The organism is Rhodovulum sp. BSW8, assembly GCF_003314725.1.
Classification (GTDB): Bacteria; Pseudomonadota; Alphaproteobacteria; order Rhodobacterales; family Rhodobacteraceae; genus Rhodovulum; species Rhodovulum visakhapatnamense.
The window spans coordinates 69,070-87,672 of sequence record NZ_QNVX01000027.1; the positions used below are offsets into that span (position 1 = coordinate 69,070).

General features: G+C 68.7%; 17 protein-coding genes. 14 read left to right on the forward strand and 3 right to left on the reverse strand.

Annotation, left to right across the window (positions count from 1 at the left end; translation table 11 throughout):
• Positions 1-294: 294 nt before the first annotated feature.
• Positions 295-1,503 (reverse strand): mannonate dehydratase, encoded by a 1,209-nt coding sequence (gene uxuA, locus DSD19_RS12475; RefSeq protein ID WP_113669818.1) that lies wholly within the window; start codon positions 1,501-1,503, stop codon positions 295-297.
• Positions 1,504-1,606: 103 nt separating this feature from the next.
• Here uxuA and DSD19_RS12480 point away from each other — a divergent pair, with 103 nt between their 5' ends.
• The 7 genes from DSD19_RS12480 (at position 1,607) to DSD19_RS12510 (ending at position 8,643) form a co-directional block, all read left to right on the forward strand.
• Entirely contained in the window at positions 1,607-2,365 is a 759-nt protein-coding gene (locus DSD19_RS12480) for a GntR family transcriptional regulator (RefSeq protein WP_075785971.1), read from the forward strand.
• Positions 2,362-3,339: a TRAP transporter substrate-binding protein gene (locus tag DSD19_RS12485; protein WP_113669819.1), complete on the forward strand. Its 978-nt coding sequence runs from the start codon at positions 2,362-2,364 to the stop codon at positions 3,337-3,339. Before DSD19_RS12480 ends, DSD19_RS12485 begins: the two co-directional genes overlap by 4 nt.
• A gap of 132 nt (positions 3,340-3,471) precedes the next feature.
• A complete protein-coding gene (locus DSD19_RS12490) occupies positions 3,472-3,978 on the forward strand; it encodes a TRAP transporter small permease (RefSeq protein ID WP_075785973.1) in 507 nt (168 codons plus the stop codon).
• Positions 3,978-5,255 carry a TRAP transporter large permease gene (locus DSD19_RS12495; RefSeq protein WP_075785974.1) on the forward strand — a complete coding sequence of 426 codons (1,278 nt, stop codon included), beginning with the start codon at positions 3,978-3,980 and terminating at the stop codon, positions 5,253-5,255. Before DSD19_RS12490 ends, DSD19_RS12495 begins: the two co-directional genes overlap by 1 nt.
• A gap of 9 nt (positions 5,256-5,264) precedes the next feature.
• Positions 5,265-6,311, forward strand: a complete 1,047-nt coding sequence (locus tag DSD19_RS12500; RefSeq protein ID WP_113669820.1) for an L-idonate 5-dehydrogenase — start codon at positions 5,265-5,267, stop codon at positions 6,309-6,311.
• Positions 6,312-6,557: 246 nt separating this feature from the next.
• The gene (locus tag DSD19_RS12505) at positions 6,558-7,610 is read left to right on the forward strand and encodes an aldose epimerase family protein (RefSeq protein WP_113669821.1); all 1,053 of its coding nucleotides are present in this window, start codon (positions 6,558-6,560) and stop codon (positions 7,608-7,610) included.
• A 112-nt stretch (positions 7,611-7,722) separates the two neighbouring features.
• Positions 7,723-8,643 carry a 2-dehydro-3-deoxygalactonokinase gene (locus DSD19_RS12510; RefSeq protein ID WP_113669822.1) on the forward strand — a complete coding sequence of 307 codons (921 nt, stop codon included), beginning with the start codon at positions 7,723-7,725 and terminating at the stop codon, positions 8,641-8,643.
• Positions 8,644-9,039: 396 nt separating this feature from the next.
• On the opposite strand, the gene DSD19_RS12515 is transcribed toward DSD19_RS12510, so the two are convergent.
• Positions 9,040-9,885 carry a fumarylacetoacetate hydrolase family protein gene (locus DSD19_RS12515; protein WP_113669823.1) on the reverse strand — a complete coding sequence of 282 codons (846 nt, stop codon included), beginning with the start codon at positions 9,883-9,885 and terminating at the stop codon, positions 9,040-9,042.
• Between the two features lie 41 nt (positions 9,886-9,926).
• Positions 9,927-10,610: a GntR family transcriptional regulator gene (locus DSD19_RS12520; protein ID WP_113669824.1), complete on the reverse strand. Its 684-nt coding sequence runs from the start codon at positions 10,608-10,610 to the stop codon at positions 9,927-9,929.
• A gap of 303 nt (positions 10,611-10,913) precedes the next feature.
• Between DSD19_RS12520 and DSD19_RS12525 the strand changes: the two genes are divergently transcribed.
• The 7 genes from DSD19_RS12525 to DSD19_RS12555 all read left to right on the forward strand — a co-directional run bounded on the left by DSD19_RS12525 (position 10,914) and on the right by DSD19_RS12555 (position 18,557).
• Positions 10,914-11,930: a TRAP transporter substrate-binding protein gene (locus DSD19_RS12525; protein ID WP_113669825.1), complete on the forward strand. Its 1,017-nt coding sequence runs from the start codon at positions 10,914-10,916 to the stop codon at positions 11,928-11,930.
• 104 nt (positions 11,931-12,034) lie between these two features.
• A complete protein-coding gene (locus DSD19_RS12530) occupies positions 12,035-12,844 on the forward strand; it encodes a TRAP transporter small permease subunit (RefSeq protein ID WP_113669826.1) in 810 nt (269 codons plus the stop codon).
• A gap of 1 nt (position 12,845) precedes the next feature.
• Positions 12,846-14,474, forward strand: coding sequence for a TRAP transporter large permease subunit (locus DSD19_RS12535; protein WP_207802457.1), 1,629 nt, complete (start codon positions 12,846-12,848; stop codon positions 14,472-14,474).
• A gap of 43 nt (positions 14,475-14,517) precedes the next feature.
• Positions 14,518-16,008, forward strand: a complete 1,491-nt coding sequence (locus DSD19_RS12540; RefSeq protein WP_113669827.1) for a UxaA family hydrolase — start codon at positions 14,518-14,520, stop codon at positions 16,006-16,008.
• Between the two features lie 24 nt (positions 16,009-16,032).
• A complete protein-coding gene (locus DSD19_RS12545; RefSeq protein ID WP_113669828.1) occupies positions 16,033-16,926 on the forward strand; it encodes an NAD(P)-dependent oxidoreductase in 894 nt (297 codons plus the stop codon).
• Positions 16,923-17,645 carry an SDR family oxidoreductase gene (locus tag DSD19_RS12550; RefSeq protein ID WP_113669829.1) on the forward strand — a complete coding sequence of 241 codons (723 nt, stop codon included), beginning with the start codon at positions 16,923-16,925 and terminating at the stop codon, positions 17,643-17,645. The genes DSD19_RS12545 and DSD19_RS12550 overlap by 4 nt, the downstream gene beginning before the upstream one ends.
• A 6-nt stretch (positions 17,646-17,651) precedes the next feature.
• On the forward strand, positions 17,652-18,557 hold the full coding sequence (locus DSD19_RS12555) for a DMT family transporter (RefSeq protein ID WP_113669830.1): 906 nt from the start codon (positions 17,652-17,654) through the stop codon (positions 18,555-18,557).
• Positions 18,558-18,603: the final 46 nt, after the last annotated feature.

Consider the following 18,603-nt stretch of genomic DNA (forward strand, 5'->3'; position numbering starts at 1 on the left):
GAGACCCGAACCGCCCAACCGCCGAAATCCACATCCGCGTCATTCGCCATTGCCGCTCGGACCAATGGCGCGACATGGCTCGTTCATCAGCCGTCTCAACGCTCCGGCACCGCCGAAAGCGTCCGCGTGGCCTGAACCTGAAGGGGAAAGGGGAAAGGGGAAAGGGAAAGTCACGCATCGGGCCGCCTTTCGGCAACAATGCCCAGCCCAGGCCGCGGGCGCGCCGATGCGCGCCCTGACGTCAAAATTGCCCGAGCCCGGCCGGTTCGGCAACCTCGGCCACGCCCGGCCCGGTCAGACCGCGATCCGGGGTTCGAGTGCGGCGATGATCCCGCGCAGTTCTGCCAGCCCCTTCAGCCGCCCGATGGAGGGATAGCCCGGCTGGGCGCGGCGACCGAGATCGTCGAGGATGTCCTGCCCGTGATCGGGGCGGAACGGGATCGACCAGTCGGCACGGCCCGACGCGCGGCGGCGGGCCTCTTCGCGCAGCGCGGCCTCGACCAGCGCCACCATGTCGGTGTCGCCGCCCAGATGCTCGGCCTCGTGGAACGACCCGAACACCGCGCCGGTTTCGCGCGTGACGTTGCGCAGGTGCAGGAAATGCACCCGGTCTCCCAGCCGGTCCATCATGCCGGGCAGATCGTTGTCGGCGCGCGCCCCGAGCGAGCCCGAACAGAGCGTGAGGCCGTTCGCCGGGCTGTCGACCGCCCGCATCACCGCCGCATAGTGCGCCTCGGTCGACATGATCCGGGGCAGCCCCAGAAGCGGTACCGGCGGGTCGTCGGGATGACAGCAAAGCCTCAGCCCAAGCTCTTCGGCGAGCGGCACGACTTCCGAAAGGAAATCGATCATGTGGCCGCGCAGCCGGTCTTCGGAGATGCCGCTGTATTCGGCCAGATGCGCCCGCACATCCTCCAGCGTGAAGCGTTCGGCGGCGCCCGGCAGTCCGAAGACCACGTTGCCCGCCAGTTGATCGCGGTCGGCCTCGGACATGGCGCGGAACCGCGCCTCGGCCGCCGCCTGAAGGGCCTCGTCATAATCCTCGCTCGCCCCCGGACGGGCCAGGATGAACAGGTCGAAGGCCGCGAAATCGGTCAGATCGAAGCGCATGCAGGTCGCGCCCGAAGGCCGCTTCCAGGCCAGATCGGTGCGGGTCCAGTCGAGCACCGGCATGAAGTTGTAGCAGATCACCTCGATGCCCGCGGCGGCGAGGTGGCGCAGGCTCGCGCGATAGGCGTCGAGATGGGCGCGCCAGTCGCCCTTCTGCTTCTTGATGTCCTCGGAGACGGGCAGGCTTTCTACGACGTCCCAGGTCAGGGTCGAGGGCGTGCCGTCCTTCATGGTGCCGATCTCGGCCTGGCGCCGGGCGATCTCGTCGGGGGTCCAGACCGCGCCGGTCGGCACATGGTGCAAGGCCGAGACGACACCCACGGCCCCCGCCTGCCGCACGTCATCGATCGAGACCAGGTCCCTGGGGCCGAACCACCGCCATGTCTGCCGCATCGCATCGCCTTTCCGAGTCGCGTTTCGCGTCCCGTTTAGCAGTCGGGACGATTGCTGACTAGTATGGCAGTATGGTAGCCCAGAGCCGGAGGGGAGGCGAATCATGGACGAGCACATCGAGAGGGCGGTGGGATGCGTGCTTGACCCGGCGCGCCCGATCACCCCGCAACTGCACCGCTTCCTGCGTCTCCGGATCATCCGCAACGATCTGAAGCCCGGCGACCGGCTGTCCGAGGCCGAGATCGCCCGCAGCTGCGCGGTCAGCCGCCAGCCGGTGCGCGAGGCCTTCATCAAGCTTTCCGAACAGGGGTTGCTGTCGATCCTTCCGCAGCGTGGCAGCCTCGTGACCACCATCGCCATTTCCTCGGTGCTGGACGCGCGCTTCGTGCGCGAGGCCATCGAGGCCGACATCGTGCGGCTGCTGGCGCGGCGCCCCGACCCGGCGCTGATCGCACGGCTGCGCGCCCAGATCGACCGGCAGGCCGCCGTCGCCGAAACCGCGCCCCGCGACTTCATCCAGCTGGACGAGACCTTTCACCGGACCCTGGCCGAGGGCGCGGGCAAGACCGGCGCCTGGAAGCTGCTGGAAGGGCTCAAGTCGCAGATGGACCGGGTGCGGTTCCTGGCGCTGGGGCGGTTTCCGGTGGACAAGCTCATCGCCCAGCACACCGCCATCGTCGACGGCATCGCCGCGGGCGACATGGCCGCCGCCGAGGCCGCGACCCGGGCCCATCTGCGCGAGATCCTGAACGACCTGCCCGCCATCGCGGCCGAGAATCCCGGCTTTTTCGACGGCCTCTTCGAAAGCGCCGCGGGCGAGCCAGACCCCCTTACCGACGTCACAGGAGGAGATCCCACATGACAACCGCTTGGAAACTGCCCGGCCTTGCGGCCGCCGCCCTGATCGCGGGGCTTGCCGCCGCACCGGCCATGGCGCAGGAAATCACGCTGAAGCTCGGCCATCTCGCCAACGAGGACAATCCCTGGCACAAGGCCTCGCTGAAATTCGGCGAAGAGCTGTCGGCGCTGACCGACGGGCGGATCGCGGTCGAGGTCTATCCGAACGAAAGCCTCGGCAAGGAAATCGACCTGATCAACGGCATGCAGCTTGGCACCGTCGACATGACGATCACCGGCGAGAGCCTGCAGAACTGGGCGCCGATGGCGGCGCTTCTGGCCCTGCCCTATGCCTACAGCTCGATCGAGCACATGGACGAGGTCGCCTCGGGCGAAATCGGCCAGAAGATCGAGGCGCAGATCGTCGAACGCGCGCAGATCCGCCCGATCACCTATTTCGCCCGCGGCGCGCGCGAGCTGACCTCGAACCGCCCGGTCGAGAGCCCCGACGACCTGAAAGGGCTGAAGATGCGGGTGCCGAACGTGCCGCTCTTCGTCGATGTCTGGAAGTCGCTCGGCGCCCAGCCGACGCCGATGGCCTTCTCGGAAGTGTTCACCTCGCTGCAGAACGGCACCATCGACGGGCAGGAAAACCCGCTGGCGCTGATCCGGTCGGCGAATTTCAACGAGGTGCAGAAATACGTCAACCTCACCGACCATGTGCGGTCCTGGATCTACCTGACCATCTCCGAACTGACCTGGGCCAAGCTTTCGGCCGGGGATCAGGCCGCGGTGCTGGAGGCCGCCAAGCGCGCCCAGGCCTACGAGCGCGAGCTGTTCCAGCAAAGCCTCGCCGATGACCGCGCCTGGCTGGAAGAGCACGGCATGATCTTCGTCGAGGCCGACAACGCCGCCTTTGCCGCCAAGGCCAAGGAAGCGGTTCTGGCCAATGTCAGCGCCGAGATCCGCCCCATCGCCGAAGAGATCTTCGGCGAGTGAACCGCCTGCCGTGACCCGCAGTCGCTGAAACGCGCCACGCAGGCGGTCCCGTAACGAGTGGACCCGTAACGCGTTGGACCGGCCGGACCCGCCCAAGGGGCCCGGCCGGCTTCCCCGAAAGCCAGAGGCCCCATGCCCACCAAGACAGAGCGCTTCATTTCGACCGTCATCGCCCTCGCCCGGATCGGCGTCGGGCTGTCCTTCGCCGTGCTGATCGCCGCCGTGCTGATCCAGGTGGTCGGCCGCGGCTTCGGCAGCTCGCCCGTATGGACAGAGGAGCTGACCCGCTTCGCGCTGCTGTTCCTGATCGCCTTCGGTGCGGGTCTGTCGCTGCGCAGCGGCGACATGGTCAATGTCGACATCGTCTGCGAGGTCCTGCCCGGGCGCTGGCCCTGGCGGCTGCGGCTTCTGTCGGCGCTGGCGACCGGCGCGCTTGCGCTTTTCCTGCTGCCCCATGCCTGGCGCTTCGTCAGCATCGGGCGGATGCAAAGCTCGCCCGCGCTGGGGCTGACCATGAGCTATGTGCATCTCACCGTCTTCCTGATGCTGGCGCTGCTGGCGCTTTTCGCGGCCCTGCGCGTGCTGGGCATGCTGACCGGCACCGAGGATGGCACGCCCGAGAAGGCCGAGGAGATCTGATGGAGGTCTGGGTTCTTTTCGGTATCTTCGTCGGCGGTCTGGTCGTCGGCATTCCGGTCGCGGTGACGCTGGGGCTGTCGTCGCTGGGCTATCTGCTGCTGGCGGGCATCCCGCCTGTCGTCATGCCGCAGAAGATGTATGCGGGCATGGACGTGTTCGTCCTGCTGTCGATCCCCGGCTTCATCCTGGCGGGCAACCTGATGAACCAGGGCGGCATCACCAACCGCATCGTGCGCTTTGCCAATGCGCTGGTCGGCTGGATCAGGGGCGGGCTGGGCCTGACCAATATCGCCGCCTCGATGCTGTTCGGCGGCATCACCGGCACCGCCGTCGCCGATGCCGCCTCGATCGGCGGCGTCATGATCCCCGGCATGAAGAAGGCGGGCTATCCCGCCGATTATTCGGCTGCCGTCACCGCCGCCTCGTCGACCGTCGGCCCGATCATCCCGCCCTCGGTGCCGATGATCATCGTCGGCGCGCTGTCCGGGATCTCGGTCGGCAAGATGTTCCTCGCGGGCGCCGTGCCCGGCATCCTGATGGGGCTGGCGATGATGGTGACGGCCTATGTCATCGCCCGGCGCAAGAACTTCCCGCGCCAGCCCTGGCAGGGCTTCGGCGAGGTCGCGCGCAGCTTCGGCGGCGCGATCTGGGCCATCGCCATGACCTTCCTGATCATCTACGGCCTGCTCTCGGGCCTCGCGACACCTACCGAAACCGCCGTGGTGGCCAGTGTCTATGCCGTGATCGTGGGCTGCTTCATCTATCGCGACCTGCCGCTGCGCCGGGTGCCGAAGGTGATCGTCGACAGCGCCGTCGCCTCGGCGGGCATCCTGGCGCTGGTGGGCTTTGCCAATGTCTTCGGCTGGATCCTGGTGTCGGAGCGCATCCCCCAGGCCATCGCCGAGGGCGTGCTGTCGATCACCGACAACAAGTTCCTGGTGATCCTCATCATCAACCTGCTGCTGCTTTTCGTCGGCATGTTCATGGAGACCATCGCGGCCCTCATCATCCTGTTCGTGCCGCTTCTGTCGCTGGCGCAGGCGGTCGGCATCGACCCGCTGCATTTCGCGACCTTCGCGGTGCTGAACCTGATGATCGGGTTGACCACACCGCCCGTCGGCGTCTGCCTCTTCGTCTGCGCGGGCATCGCCCGGCTGCCGCTGACGCCGGTCGTCATCGCCATCCTGCCCTTCCTCGCAACCAATATCGCGGTGCTGTTGCTCGTGTCCTACGTACCCGCCATCGCGACCTGGCTGCCCTCCGTCCTGATCCCATAGGAGCCTCCAATGGACACCCGCGTCTGCCGCCTGCACGCCCCCCACGACATCCGCATCGAGACCCTTCCGGTCGAGGGCCCCGGCCCCGGCGAGGTGCTGGTCGCGGTCGGCGCGGGCGGGATCTGCGGGTCGGATCTGCATTACTATCACGATGGCGGCTTCGGCCCGGTCCGGGTGCGCGAACCGATCGTTCTGGGCCACGAGGCGGCGGGCACGGTGATCGCGCTGGGCGCGGGCGTGACCGGGCTGGCCGAGGGGCAAAAGGTGGCGCTGAACCCTTCGCAGCCCTGCGGCAATTGCCTTTATTGCCAGCAAGGCATGTTCAACCACTGCCTCGAGATGCGCTTTCGCGGCTCGGCCATGCGGTTCCCGCATGAACAGGGGCTTTTCCGCGACCGGATCGTGATCGGCGCCCAGCAATGCCTGCCGGTGGCCGACGGGATCTCGCTGACCCAGGCCGCCTGTTCCGAGCCGCTGGCGGTCTGCCTGCATGCCCGGCGGATCGCGGGCGATCTGACCGGCAAGTCGGTGCTGGTGACGGGCGCCGGACCCATCGGGTCGCTTTGTGCGGCAGCGGCGGCCGAAGGCGGCGCCGCCGAGGTGGTGGTCACCGACCTGCAGGACCGGCCGCTTGAGGTCGCGCTGCAGATGGGCGCGACGCGCATCGTCAACATCGCCCGCGACCCGGCCGCGATGGAGCCCTATGGCGCCGACAAGGGCCAGTTCGACGTGGTCTTCGAATGCTCGGCCGCCGCCCCCGCCATCGGTCAGGCCATCGCCACGCTGCGTCCGCGCGGCATCCTCGTGCAGGTCGGCGTCGCGGGCGAGACCCCGGTGCCGCTGAACCTGATCGTCGGCAAGGAGATCCAGGTGCGCGGCACCCACCGCTTCCACCCCGAATTCGCCGACGCGGTCGCGGCCATCGGCTCGGGCCGGATCGACGTCCGGCCGATGGTGACGGCCACCTATCCGCTGGAAGACGCGCAGGAGGCCTTCGAGGCCGCGGGCGACCGCAGCCGCGCGGTCAAGGTGCATCTGAGCTTCGAGGCCGCCTGACCCGACCCGCCGGGGCCATCCGGACGATTCTCGCCGGGCCTTGCCGGGACGGGCCGGATGCCCCCGAGCCGCCCGACGGGCGGCTCGAAAGGACATTTCATTCGTCCAGAGCCCCCCGACGCGCAACTTTTGCGAGAAGTCTCTTGCGTCAGGGACAATTGTCGCGGACCCTTGGGGGCGAATCCTGCGCAACGTGTGCGACCGCCCGGCGCGGGGTTCCGACAGCGAGTCCGGGGCATCCTTCGCATGTTCACAGCCACGCCCACCCTGCCCAGGATCGACCGGCTGGCCAGCGCGCCGGACGGCAGCCCGGTGCGCGCGATCTGGATCGGACAGGCCGGAACCCGGGCCCGCATCATGACCTGGGGCGCTTCGCTGATGGACCTCAGGATCGAGGGGCTGCCCCATGCGCTGGTGCTGGGCTCGGAGGCCTTCGCCCCCTATCTGGGACCGATGCGCTATTTCGGGGCCATTGTCGGCCCGGTCGCGAACCGGATCGCCGGGGGCCGCGCGGCCCTGGATGGGCGGATGCTGACGCTCGAACGCAACGAGGCCGGGCGCAGCATGCTGCATGGCGGAACCGCCGGAACCGCCAGCCGCAACTGGCGGCTCGAAGCCGACAGCCCCGCCGCCTGCACGCTCAGCCTGTTCCTGCCCGAGGGCACCGGCGGCCTGCCCGGCCCGCTCGATCTGCGCGCAAGCTATCTGGTCGACGCGGCAGGGGCGCTGGAAATCCGGCTGGAAGGCCGCAGCGGGGTACCCACCTTCTGCAACCTCGCCCATCACAGCTACTGGTGCCTCGACGGCAGCGGCAGCCTCGACCGCCACCGGCTGCAGGTGGCGGCGGCACGCTATCTGCCGGTCGATGACGCGCTGATCCCGCAGGGCCCGCCCGCCCCGGTCGCGGGCACCCGATTCGATTTTCGCACGCCGCGCCCGGTTCTCGATGCCGTTCTGGCCCGCGAGGCGCCGCCGCTCGATCACAACTTCTGCCTCGGGGACAGCGCCGCGCCACTGCGCCCGGCCTGCCGCCTCTCGGCCCCGGGCGTCGTGCTGGAGGTGACGACGACCGCGCCCGGGCTGCAGGTCTACGATGGCGGCGGGCTGGCCACGGCGCCGGTGCCGGGGCACGAGGGGAGGCCCTATGACGCCCATGCCGGGATCGCGCTGGAGCCGCAGGGCTGGCCCGACGCGCCGAACCGGCCCGATTTCCCGTCCGTCCTGCTGCGACCGGGCGAGACCTACCGCCAGGTGTCGCGGTTCCACGCCCGCCCGACCGCCCCGGGGAACCCGCCATGACGCCGCGCCGCGGCCCCCGGCGCAACGCGCGCTGCGCCTCTGCGCGGCAGGGAACATCGCCCGGGCCCGCGCCACGGCGGCCCCGCCGCGCCCGGGATCCGGCGGGGCCGAGATGACCGGGCCGCGCTGGATTGCCGCCGCCTGGGGCCAGTCCTCGCTTCGGATCTGGGCGATGGCAGGCCGCAAGGTCCTGACCGAAGGCGCCTCGGATCAGGGTGTCTCGCGGCTTGGGCCGCGCGACTTCGAGCCCGCCTTGCTGACCCTTGCGAATGACATGCTGCCCCTCGATGAAGTGACAAGGGTCCTGATCTGTGGCCAGGCGGGCGCTCGCAAGGGCTGGGTCGAGGTCCCGCATGCGATGGTGCCCTGCGCCCCGCATGCCGCGCCCCCGGTCCCAGCCCCAAGCCGCGATCCGCGGATCTCGGTCGGCATCCTGCCGGGGCTGGGTCAGACCGATCCGCCCGATGTCATGCGCGGCGAAGAGACCCGGATCGCGGGCTTTCTGCTTGATCGCGCGTCCTTTGACGGGGTGCTGTGCATGCCCGGCCTGCATGGCAAATGGGTGCGGCTGCGCCATGGTATCGTGCAAGGTTTCCGCACCATGATGACCGGCGAGATCTACGGGCTGATCGCCCGGCAATCGGTCCTGCGTCCGATGATGGACGACAGCTGGGACGAGGCCGCCTTCCGCCACGCCGTCGACGAAAGCACCCGCCACCCCGAGACCATCGTCAGTTCGATTTTCGGGATCCGCGCCTCGGCGCTCCTGAACACCCCGGCCCCGGGCCTCGCCCGGGCGCGTCTGTCGGGGCTGATGGTCGGCTGCGATATCGGCGCCATGCGCACCTGGTGGCACAACCGGCCGGTCGCGGTCCTCGGCACAGAGCGGGTCTCGACGCTCTATGCCAGTGCGCTCGCGGCCCAGGGCGCCGATGTGCAGGCGCTGGCGGGGGACCGGCTGACCCTGGCCGGGCTGATCGCGGCCCATGAGCGGACCGGCCACCTGGAGCCGAGCGCCGCCGCGCATGGCTGAACGGCCTGCCGGTGGCGGCCTTGCCGCGCCCGTGAAAGACGTCCCGGACCCGTGATCCTCGTCTGATCCTCGTCGCCTCCGGTGCCGTCCGGTGCGATCGGACCCTTTCCGCGCGACGGGAGCATCCGAAACCGCCCTGTCCGGCCCCCGGAGCGCGCGCCCCGCCGGGCCCCTTCGGCAACCTGCCGGTCCCGGAGCCAATGCCCGCGCCGCGGACCAGAGAAGACCTTTCACATGCCGCGACCGGGCGGCCGGTCCAGTTACCGGTCCCATCGCCGACTCCCGTCTTCGTCCAAAGTCTTCGTCCACAGTCTTCTGCCCCGGCCTTCTGCCCCGGCCTTCTGCCCCGGTCTTCGGCCCAGGGCGAAGCCCCGGACCGACGCGCCGGTTTGCCGCTCAGGCCGCCGCCACCACGTCCTGTCTCTGGGTTCCAAGCCCCTCGACCGTCAGTTCCATCACGTCGCCTGGGCGCAGGAAGCGTTGCGGCTTCATGCCCATGCCGACGCCAGACGGCGTGCCGGTCGCGATGATGTCGCCGGGCTGCAGCGCCATGAAGCGGCTCATGTAGGACACGATCTCGGCCACCGAGAAGATCATGTCGTCGGTGCGGCTGTCCTGAACGGTCTGCCCGTTCAGCGCGAGGCTCAGCCCCAGCGCCTGCGGGTCGGCCACCTCGTCGGCGGTCACCAGCCAGGGGCCGGTCGGGCCGAAGGTCGGCGCCGACTTGCCCTTGACCCACTGGCCGCCGCGCTCGATCTGGAAGGCGCGTTCCGACACGTCGTTGATGACGCAATAGCCCGCCACGTGGTCCAGCGCCTCGGCCTCGGACACGTAAAGCGTGTCGCGCCCGATCACCACGCCCAGTTCGACCTCCCAGTCGCTCTTGACCGACTCGCGCGGGATCACCACCGGGTCGTAGGGCCCCGACAGCGCCGAACTGGCCTTCGAGAACAGGATCGGCTCTTTCGGCGGCTCGGCCCCGGTTTCGGCGGCGTGGCGGGCGTAGTTGAGCCCGACGCAGAAGAAGTTCGGCACCCGCGACAGGCAGGCGCCGATGCGGCCCGGCGCCTCGACCAGCGGCAGCGCCTCGGGATCGAGCCCCCGCAGCCGGTCGAGCGCCGCGATGGCGACCGCCGCCCCCGAAAGATCGGGCACATGGGCCGACAGGTCCCGGACCCGGCCCGCCGCATCCAGAAGCCCGGTCTTTTCCGACCCCGCCTCGCCATAGCGCAAGAGTTTCATTCGCGTCTCCCTGGTGTGAATTGCCCCGGACCCGCCCGCCGTCAGTCCGCGCCGGAGGCCTCGGGGCCGATTTCAGTTTCGGTCTCGGTTTCGAAAAAGGCGCGCACATTGGCCAGAAGCCGGTCCAGATGCGCCTGCAGGCTGGCCTGCGCCGCCGCGCTGTCGCGCGTCTCGAGCCCCGCGACGATGGCCCGGTGCTGGCTGACCACGCTGTCGCGCGAGCTTTTGCGGCGGGCCGACAGGAACCGCGCCCGCCAGAGCCGTCCCAGATAGGACCGGTGCGTCCCGGCCAGCGCCGGATTATGCGCGGCCCGCACGATGGCCAGGTGAAAGGCCATGTCCACCTCGAACCGGTCGATGTCGTCGAGCGTGGTGAAATTGTCCGAAAGCTCGCGCTCCAGCCGCCGGATCTCGTCCAGATCGGCCTCGGTCGCCCGGTCGCAGGCCAGCCGGACCGACAGCAGCTCGAGCGCGGACAGAACCTCGATGGCGTCCCGGACCTCGGCCAGGGTCGGGCTTGCCACCACGGGGCTGCGCGCTGGACGCAAGAGAACCAGACCCTCATTGGCGAGAATCCGGATCGCCTCGCGCATCGGCGTGCGGCTGACGCCCATTTCGGCGGCGGTGTCGCGCTCCTTGATCGGCGCGCCGGGCGGCAGCGTCCCGTGCAGGATGCTGCGGCGCAACCGGTTCGCGATATCCTCGGCGCGGGTCTGTTCCGCCATGTCGAGACTGCTCCTTCGGGCCCGGCTCTCCGGCCGGGAGGGCACGCGTCACCCCATTCCTTTCATTTGGTATACCAACGCGAGCGGGCTTGTCGAGGCCGCCCGGTCCGGCGCCGTGTCGCGCCCCTGCCCCGCGCCCGGCCATACGCAAAATGCCCCCCGCCACCTTTCGGGTGTTTGGTATACCAAAATGGTTGATCGGGCCGTGGCGCTTCGGCTAGCCTCACCTCACAAGGCACCATCGCGAGCCGAGGGAGAGACGGCCCGCAAACCGGGGGAAGCCCCATCCAGGGAGGAGACACCATGAATCCGAGACCGATGCTGGCCGCGGTGGCGCTTGCCGCCGGGGCGGCCGTGCCTGCGGCGGCCCAGGACGTGACGCTGCGCATCCAGACCCATTACAACCCCGAACAGACCTCGGGCAAACTGGCCGCCCAGTTCGTCGAGGATGTCGAGACGATGTCGGGCGGGTCCATCGACGTCGAGATGTTCTATGCCTCGTCGGTGGTGGCCACGGTCGAGACCTTCGATGCCGCGGCCAACGGCATTCTCGACTGCGACATGACCGGCGGCGCCTACCAGACCGGCAAGAACGCGGGCTTCCAGTTCGTCGGCGACATCATGGGCGGCTATGACACGCCCTATCAGCAGCTGTCCTGGCTGTACTACGGCGGCGGGCTGGAACAGGCGCAGACGCTTTACAACGAATTCGGCATGCAGCTGATCGGCTGGTGGGTCTATGGCCAGGAATCGCTGGTCTCCTCGACGCCCATTGCCGGGCCGGACGATCTGAAGGACTGGAAGTTCCGCTCGCCCCCGGGGATGGAAACCGAGATCTTCGCCAATCTCGGCGCCTCGCCCATCGTGATGGACTTCACCGAGGTCTTCACCGCGATGGAAACCGGTATCATCGAGGGCACCGACTATTCGGGGCTTTCGAACGACGAGTCGATCGGGCTGTTCGATCTGGCGAACCACGCGACCTATCCGGGCTTCCATTCGATGCCGTCCGACCATCTCGCCTGCAACAAGGCGGTCTGGGACGGGCTGACCGAGCAGCAGCGGCGTATCGTCGAAGTGGCGATGGAAAAGCTCGCGCTGCGGTCTGCGCTGTATTTCGAGAAGGCCAATGCCGAGGCCGCCGCGCGGCTGACCGAAAAGGGCGTGACGCTGCATGACTGGTCGGTTGAGGACCGCGCGACCTTCCGCAAGGCAGCCCAGGCCGCCTGGGACGTCTGGGCCGGGAAATCGCCCGAGGCGAAGGCCCTGGTCGACAGCCACAAGGCCTATCTGACCCAGCTGGGCCTGATCGCCGACTAGGCGCGCGGCGCGGGCCAGAGAGCCCGCCCGCGTTCCGCCAGTCCCCGCGCGCCCCGGGCCGGGTCATGGTCCGGGGGGCGCCGATCCGGAGGGAGACGGACGGCATGCAACGACAGGACAGCCTCTGGCTGGGACCGCTCGGCCCGCCGGTGAAATGGGCGATGATCGTCTCGGGCGCTGCCGCGGCGGCGATGGCGCTGTGGCTGATCGCGGGCCAGGTCTGGCGTGCCGATCCCGTCGGCATGTTCGAGATGCTGCGCCCCGAGGGACGGCCCGAAGTGCCACTGATGCTGGGCAGCCTCGCGGCCGCGATGCTGTTCGCGGCACTGCACCTGTCGGACCGGAAAGGCGCCATCGAACGCCCGCCGACCGGGCCGATGGACATCGTGGCACTCGTGATGTCGCGGCTGGCGATGATCGGCATCGTCTGCGTGGTCGCCGCGATGATCTACGAGGTCGCCGCGCGCTATGTCTTCGAGAAACCGACGCTCTGGGCCAATGAACTGTCGCTCTGGATCGCCGGGTTCGTGTTTCTGCTGGCCGGGCTTTATGCCATGCAGCAGCGCAGCCATATCCGGATCTACGTGATCTACGACCTGCTGCCGCGGCCGTTGCAGAAGGCGGCCGACGTGGTGTCGGTCGGGCTGATCTGGGGCTTCTTCCTCTGCCTGCTCTGGGGCGGCTATGGCGAGGCGGTCACCAAATTCGCCCGGATGGAGACCTTCGGCACCGCCTGGGACCCGCCGCTTCCGGCCACGATCAAGCCCGCCATCCTGATCGTCATCGGACTGGTCGCGCTGCAGGCGCTGTCGAACCTGATCGCCGACTGGAACCGCCCGCCCGAATACCATTCCGCGCTCGACGATATCGACGAGACCGAAATCGCCAATATCCGCCGGACGCTGGAGGACTGAAATGGAGCTGATGCTCGACTTCGGCTGGATGAAGGTCTCGGATATCGGGACGATCAGCCTGATCCTGCTTCTGGGGATGTTCGCGCTTCTGGCCATCGGCATGCCGCTGGGCTTTGCCTCGGCCTTTCTGGCAGTCGCGACGCTGGTGATGAAATTCGGCCCCGATCTGCTGTTTCGCGATTTCGGGCGCGGCCCTTTCGCGGTGCTGGGTCAGGCGATCTACCGGCAGATGACCAATTACGTGCTGATCTCGATCCCGCTTTTCATCTTCATGGCGGCGCTGCTGGAACGATCCGGCATCGCGCGCGACATGTATTCCTCGCTGAACATGTGGCTGTCGCGGACCCGCGGCGGCATCGCGGTCGTGACCTCGATCATGGCGGTGATCATGGCGGCGATGTCGGGGATCATCGGCGGCGAGGTCGTTCTGCTGGGGCTGATCGCGCTGCCGCAGATGCTGCGGCTGGGCTATGACCGGAACCTCGCCATCGGCACGATCTGCGCCTCGGGCTCGCTGGGCACCATGATCCCGCCCTCGATCGTGCTGATCTTCTACGGGCTCGTGACCGAGACCTCGATCAAGGCGCTGTTCACCGCCTCCTTCCTGCCGGGCTTCATGCTGGCCTCGTTCTTCCTGATCTACATCCTGGTCAGGACGAGGTTGAACCCAGGCCTCGCCCCCCTGCCCCCGGCCGATCCGGGCGATCCGGCGGGGCGCGAGAAGGCGCTGATGTTTCTGGGCTTCCTGGCGCGGATGACGCTGTGGATCGCAGGCGCGCTGCTGGTCCGGGTGGCCTTCCTGACGGCGACCGGCGCCAATCGGATCGAGGAAGGGGTCGAGCCCATCTTCCTGGGCATGGTGTCGGACATTCCCTGGCTGGTCGGCGCGCTGGCGCTGGCGCTGGCCGCGATCCATCTGGCCGTCGGGCCGGCGCGGACCCGCGCGGGCTGGCAGATGGGCAAGGGGCTGGTCGCGCCGACCGTGGTGATCGGGGTGGTGCTGGGCTCGATCTATGGCGGCATCACCGGCATCACCGAGGCCGCGGGCATGGGCGTCGTCGCGGTCTTCGCGATCGGGCTGATCCGGCGCGAGATGACCTTCGAGATCGTCTGGGACAGCCTGATACGCACGCTGCGCTCGACCGGCACCATCATCTGGGTGACCATCGGCGCGGCCGCGCTGGCCGCGGCCTATACGCTGGCGGGCGGGCCGAACTATGTCGCGAACCTGATCGTCGGGGCGGACCTGCCGACCATGGGCATCATCCTCGTGATGATGCTGATCTTCCTCGTCATGGGCATGTTCATGGATTGGGTCGGCATCGTGCTGCTGATCATGCCGGTCTTCCTGCCCATCGTGCTGAAGCTGCCGCCCGCCGAGATCGGCGTGCTGGGTCAGCTTGACCCCCGGCATGTGGCGATCTGGTTCGGCGTCGTCTTCTGCATGAACATGCAGGTCAGCTTCCTGTCGCCGCCCTTCGGCCCCGCCGCCTTCTATCTGAAATCGGTGGCCCCGCCCGAGATTTCGCTGACCGACATCTTCAGCGGCTTCCTGCCCTTCATCGGCTTGCAGATCCTCGCTTTGTCGGTCCTGCTGATCTGGCCGCCCATCGTGACGCTGTTCCTGTGAGGGGAGCGCCGCACACCGGCGGGACCGGCCCGGAGGAGACGCGATGAAGACCGTCAGACTGTCCGAGGCCGACAATGTGGTCACCGCCGCCACGGCACTTGCCTTGGGCGAGGCGGGCGCGACCCAGCCGATTCCGATGGGCCACAAGATGGCGACCGAGACCATCGCAAGGGGCGCGCCGGTCCTGAAATACGCCCAGGTGATCGGCTATGCCGCCGATGACATCGCACCCGGCGCCCATGTCCATACCCATAATCTGGCCTTCCGCGCGGTCGAGGCCGACTATGCCTTCGCCACCAACCTGCGCCCGGCCCCGCCCGCACCGGCGGCGGATAGCTTCATGGGCTATCGCCGCCCGAACGGCCGGGTCGGCACGCGAAACTTCATCGCGGTGCTGAGTTCGGTCAACTGCTCGGCCACCGCCGCGCACCGGATCGCCGCGCATTTCACCCCCGACCGGCTGGCGCCCTACCCCCATGTCGACGGGGTCGCGGCCTTCGTTCATGGCACCGGCTGCGGCATGGCGGGCGCGGGCGAAGGGTTCGAGGCGCTGCAACGGGTGATCTGGGGCTATGCCCGCAACCCCAATGTCGGCGGCGTGCTGATGGCCGGGCTGGGCTGCGAGACGATGCAGATCGACTGGCTGATCGAGGCCTTCGGCCTGAGCCCGGGGCCGTTGTTCCAGCACATGACGATCCAGGACACGGGCGGGCTGCGCCGCACCGTCGAGGAGGGCATCGCGCGGATCGAGGCGATGCTGCCGCTGGTCGACGCGGCCCGCCGGACGCCCTGCCCGGCCTCGGATCTGGCCGTCGCGCTGCAATGCGGCGGCTCGGATGCCTGGTCGGGGATCACCGCGAACCCGGCTTTGGGCCATGCCTGCGACCTGCTGGTGGCCCAGGGCGGCACCGGCGTTCTGGCCGAAACGCCCGAAATCTACGGCGCCGAACATCTGCTGACCGCCCGCGCGAAGGACCGCGCCACCGGCGAAAAGCTGATCTCGCTCATTCGCTGGTGGGAGGATTATACCGCGCGCAACGGCGGCTCGATGGACAACAACCCGAGCCCCGGCAACAAGCGCGGCGGGCTGACCACCATCCTCGAAAAGTCGCTGGGCGCGGCCGCCAAGGGCGGCACGACGCCGCTGACCGCCGTGCTGCGCTATGCCGAGCCCATCGCCGAGACGGGCTTCGTCTTCATGGACAGCCCCGGCTACGACCCGGCCTCGGTGACGGGCCAGATCGCCTCGGGCTGCACGCTGGTCGCCTTCACCACCGGCCGCGGCTCGGCCTTCGGCTCGAAACCCGCCCCCACCGTCAAGATCGCCACCAACAGCGCGATGTTCACCCGCATGACCGAAGACATGGACGTGAATGCGGGCCGCATCCTCGAGGGCGCGGCCAGCGTCGAGGAGGTCGGGCGCGAGATCTACGATCTGTGGCTGCGGGTCGCGAGCGGCGAGACCACGAAATCCGAGGCGCAGGGGCTCGGCGATCATGAATTCGTGCCCTGGCAGATCGGCGCGGTGATGTGAACGGGACCTGTAAAGGAGAGGGAAATGGATGACCCGAGGATCGGCTTCGTCGGACTGGGCCTCATGGGCCGGGCCATGGTCGAATGCCTGCAGAAGAACGGGTTCGAGCTGACGGTGCTGGGCCATCGCGACCGTTCGGGGCTGGACGAGGCGCTGGCGCAGGGCGCGACCGAGGCCGCCTCGGGCCGGGCGCTGGCCGAGGAAAGCGACATCGTCATGCTCTGCATGGGCACCTCGGATCAGGTCGAGGCCCGGATCTATGGCCCGGACGGCATTCTTGCGGGCGCGCGCGAGGGGCAGGTGGTGATCGATTTCGGCACCTCGCTGCCCGCCTCGACCCTGAAGATCGGCGCCGATCTGGCCGAGAAGGGCGCGGTCTATCTGGATGCGCCGCTGGGGCGCACCCCCGCCCAGGCCCGCGAGGGCCGGCTGAACATCATGTGCGCGGGCGAGCGCGCCGCCTATGACCGGGTCAGGCCCGTGCTCGACGTCCTGGGCGAGAACGTCTTTCATCTGGGCAAGCTCGGCAACGGCCATACGATCAAGCTGATCAACAACTTCTTCGCCATGACCACCGCCTGCGCCATGTCCGAGGCCTTCGCCATGGCCGATGCCGCCGGGATCGAGCGCGAGGCGCTTTACGGCGTGATGTCGGCCGGGCCGCTGAAATCGGGGATGATGGATTTCATCCGCGCCTATGCGGTCGAGGGCCGGATCGACCTGGCCTTCTCGGTCGCGAATGCCGCCAAGGATGTCGGCTATTACCGGCGCATGACCGAGGATCTCGGCCGCGACAGCCCGATCTCGGGCGCGGCCGATGCCGCCCTGCGTGCCGCCCGCGACGGGGGCGCGGGCGATCTGATGGTGCCGCAGATGACCGACTGGATCGCAACCCATTCGAAAAAGGGACAGACATGAGACTGGACGGAAAACGCGCCTTCGTCACCGCCGCGGGTCAGGGCATCGGCCGGGCCATCGCCGAGGCCTTCGCGGCGGAAGGCGCAATCGTGGTCGCGACCGATCTCGACCCGACGCGGCTGACGGGGCTCACGGCCCAGACCTTCGGGCTGGACGTGACCGACAAGGCCGCCCTGACCGAGGCGATCCGCGCGGCCGATCCAGAGGTTCTGGTCAATTGCGCGGGCTTCGTGCATGCGGGCACGCTTCTCGAGGCCACCGACGACGAGTTCGACTTCGCCCTCGCGCTGAATGTACGCGCGCAGTTCCACGCGATGCAGGCAGCATTGCCGGGCATGCTCAAGCGCGGCCATGGCTCGATCGTCAATATCTCGTCGGTCGTGTCGTCGCTGGTCGCGGCCCCCAACCGCTTTGTCTACGGCGCGACCAAGGCGGCGGTGATCGGCATGACCAAGTCGGTCGCGCTCGACTATGTCACGCGCGGTATCCGGGTGAACGCGATCTGCCCGGGCACGGTCGACAGCCCCTCGCTGCATGACCGGCTGCGCGCCATGGGCGATTACGAGGCCGCGCATCGCGCCTTCGTTGCCCGCCAGCCGATGGGTCGGATCGGCACCCCGGCCGAAATCGCCCATCTCGCGGTCTATCTCGCATCCGATGAAAGCGCCTTCACCACCGGCCAGACCCATGTGATCGACGGCGGCTGGGCGGTGGGCTGAGCCCCGATGGGCATCGGACGCCCGCGCGAGGATCGCAGGCTGACCGGCGTGCTGAGCATGGCGCTGGCGGTCACCTTCTTCACCTGCATCGACAGCTCGGCGAAATGGCTGATCCTCGCCGGGCTGCCCGCGCTGCAGGTGGTCTTCGCGCGCTATCTGATCCATTTCCTTCTGGCCCTTCTGGTGTTCCTGCCGCGCGAGGGGCTGTCGGCGCTGCGCTCGAACAGCCCGGTCCGGCAGGTGCTGCGCTCGGTCTTCCTGCTGGGCAGCACGATCTGCAATTTCGCGGCGCTGAAATATCTTCCGATCACGGTGACGACCACCATCATGTTCGCGGGCCCCATCGCGGTGACGCTGCTGGCGATCCCGATGCTGGGCGAACGGGTCGGGCTGCGCCGGATCGCGGCGGTCTGCACGGGCTTTCTGGGCGTCGCGGTGGTGATGCAGCCCTGGGGCGCGGCCTTCCACCCGGCGATGTTGCTCAGCCTCGGCGCGCTGACCCTGGCCTCGCTTTACTTCGTGCTGACCCGGATGCTCGCGGGGATCGAGGCGATCTCGACCCAGCAGATCTGGTCGGCGGGCCTGGCGGCCCTGGCGATCCTGCCCTTCGTTCTGGGCGGCTGGGACTGGCCCGACGGGGGCACCGACTGGACCGTCTTCCTGCTGATCGGGGGCTTCGGCGCCGCGGGCCATATCGCCGCGACCGAGGCCCACCGGCTGGCCGATGCCTCGCTGCTGGCGCCTGTCGTCTATCTGCAGGTCTTCCTCGCGGCGCTCGCGGGCATCCTCGTCTTCGACACCTGGCCCACGGTCTGGACGCTTTGCGGCGGCGCCATCATCATCGCCTCGGGGCTCTACATCTGGCGCCGCGAACGCGCGCAGCTGGGATCCCCGAAACGCCCCGGCCCCTGAAGACCGCCCGCATCTTCTGCACCCAAGCCTCGATCCGGACTTCGCC

Bases quoted from the DNA above. Each gene is read 5' to 3' on its own strand.
- uxuA (WP_113669818.1), bottom strand. From the start codon at position 1,503: ATGCGGCAGACATGGCGGTGGTTCGGCCCCAGGGACCTGGTCTCGATC.
- DSD19_RS12480 (WP_075785971.1), top strand. From the start codon at position 1,607: ATGGACGAGCACATCGAGAGGGCGGTGGGATGCGTGCTTGACCCGGCG.
- DSD19_RS12485 (WP_113669819.1), top strand. From the start codon at position 2,362: ATGACAACCGCTTGGAAACTGCCCGGCCTTGCGGCCGCCGCCCTGATC.
- DSD19_RS12490 (WP_075785973.1), top strand. From the start codon at position 3,472: ATGCCCACCAAGACAGAGCGCTTCATTTCGACCGTCATCGCCCTCGCC.
- DSD19_RS12495 (WP_075785974.1), top strand. From the start codon at position 3,978: ATGGAGGTCTGGGTTCTTTTCGGTATCTTCGTCGGCGGTCTGGTCGTC.
- DSD19_RS12500 (WP_113669820.1), top strand. From the start codon at position 5,265: ATGGACACCCGCGTCTGCCGCCTGCACGCCCCCCACGACATCCGCATC.
- DSD19_RS12505 (WP_113669821.1), top strand. From the start codon at position 6,558: ATGTTCACAGCCACGCCCACCCTGCCCAGGATCGACCGGCTGGCCAGC.
- DSD19_RS12510 (WP_113669822.1), top strand. From the start codon at position 7,723: ATGACCGGGCCGCGCTGGATTGCCGCCGCCTGGGGCCAGTCCTCGCTT.
- DSD19_RS12515 (WP_113669823.1), bottom strand. From the start codon at position 9,885: ATGAAACTCTTGCGCTATGGCGAGGCGGGGTCGGAAAAGACCGGGCTT.
- DSD19_RS12520 (WP_113669824.1), bottom strand. From the start codon at position 10,610: ATGGCGGAACAGACCCGCGCCGAGGATATCGCGAACCGGTTGCGCCGC.
- DSD19_RS12525 (WP_113669825.1), top strand. From the start codon at position 10,914: ATGAATCCGAGACCGATGCTGGCCGCGGTGGCGCTTGCCGCCGGGGCG.
- DSD19_RS12530 (WP_113669826.1), top strand. From the start codon at position 12,035: ATGCAACGACAGGACAGCCTCTGGCTGGGACCGCTCGGCCCGCCGGTG.
- DSD19_RS12535 (WP_207802457.1), top strand. From the start codon at position 12,846: ATGGAGCTGATGCTCGACTTCGGCTGGATGAAGGTCTCGGATATCGGG.
- DSD19_RS12540 (WP_113669827.1), top strand. From the start codon at position 14,518: ATGAAGACCGTCAGACTGTCCGAGGCCGACAATGTGGTCACCGCCGCC.
- DSD19_RS12545 (WP_113669828.1), top strand. From the start codon at position 16,033: ATGGATGACCCGAGGATCGGCTTCGTCGGACTGGGCCTCATGGGCCGG.
- DSD19_RS12550 (WP_113669829.1), top strand. From the start codon at position 16,923: ATGAGACTGGACGGAAAACGCGCCTTCGTCACCGCCGCGGGTCAGGGC.
- DSD19_RS12555 (WP_113669830.1), top strand. From the start codon at position 17,652: ATGGGCATCGGACGCCCGCGCGAGGATCGCAGGCTGACCGGCGTGCTG.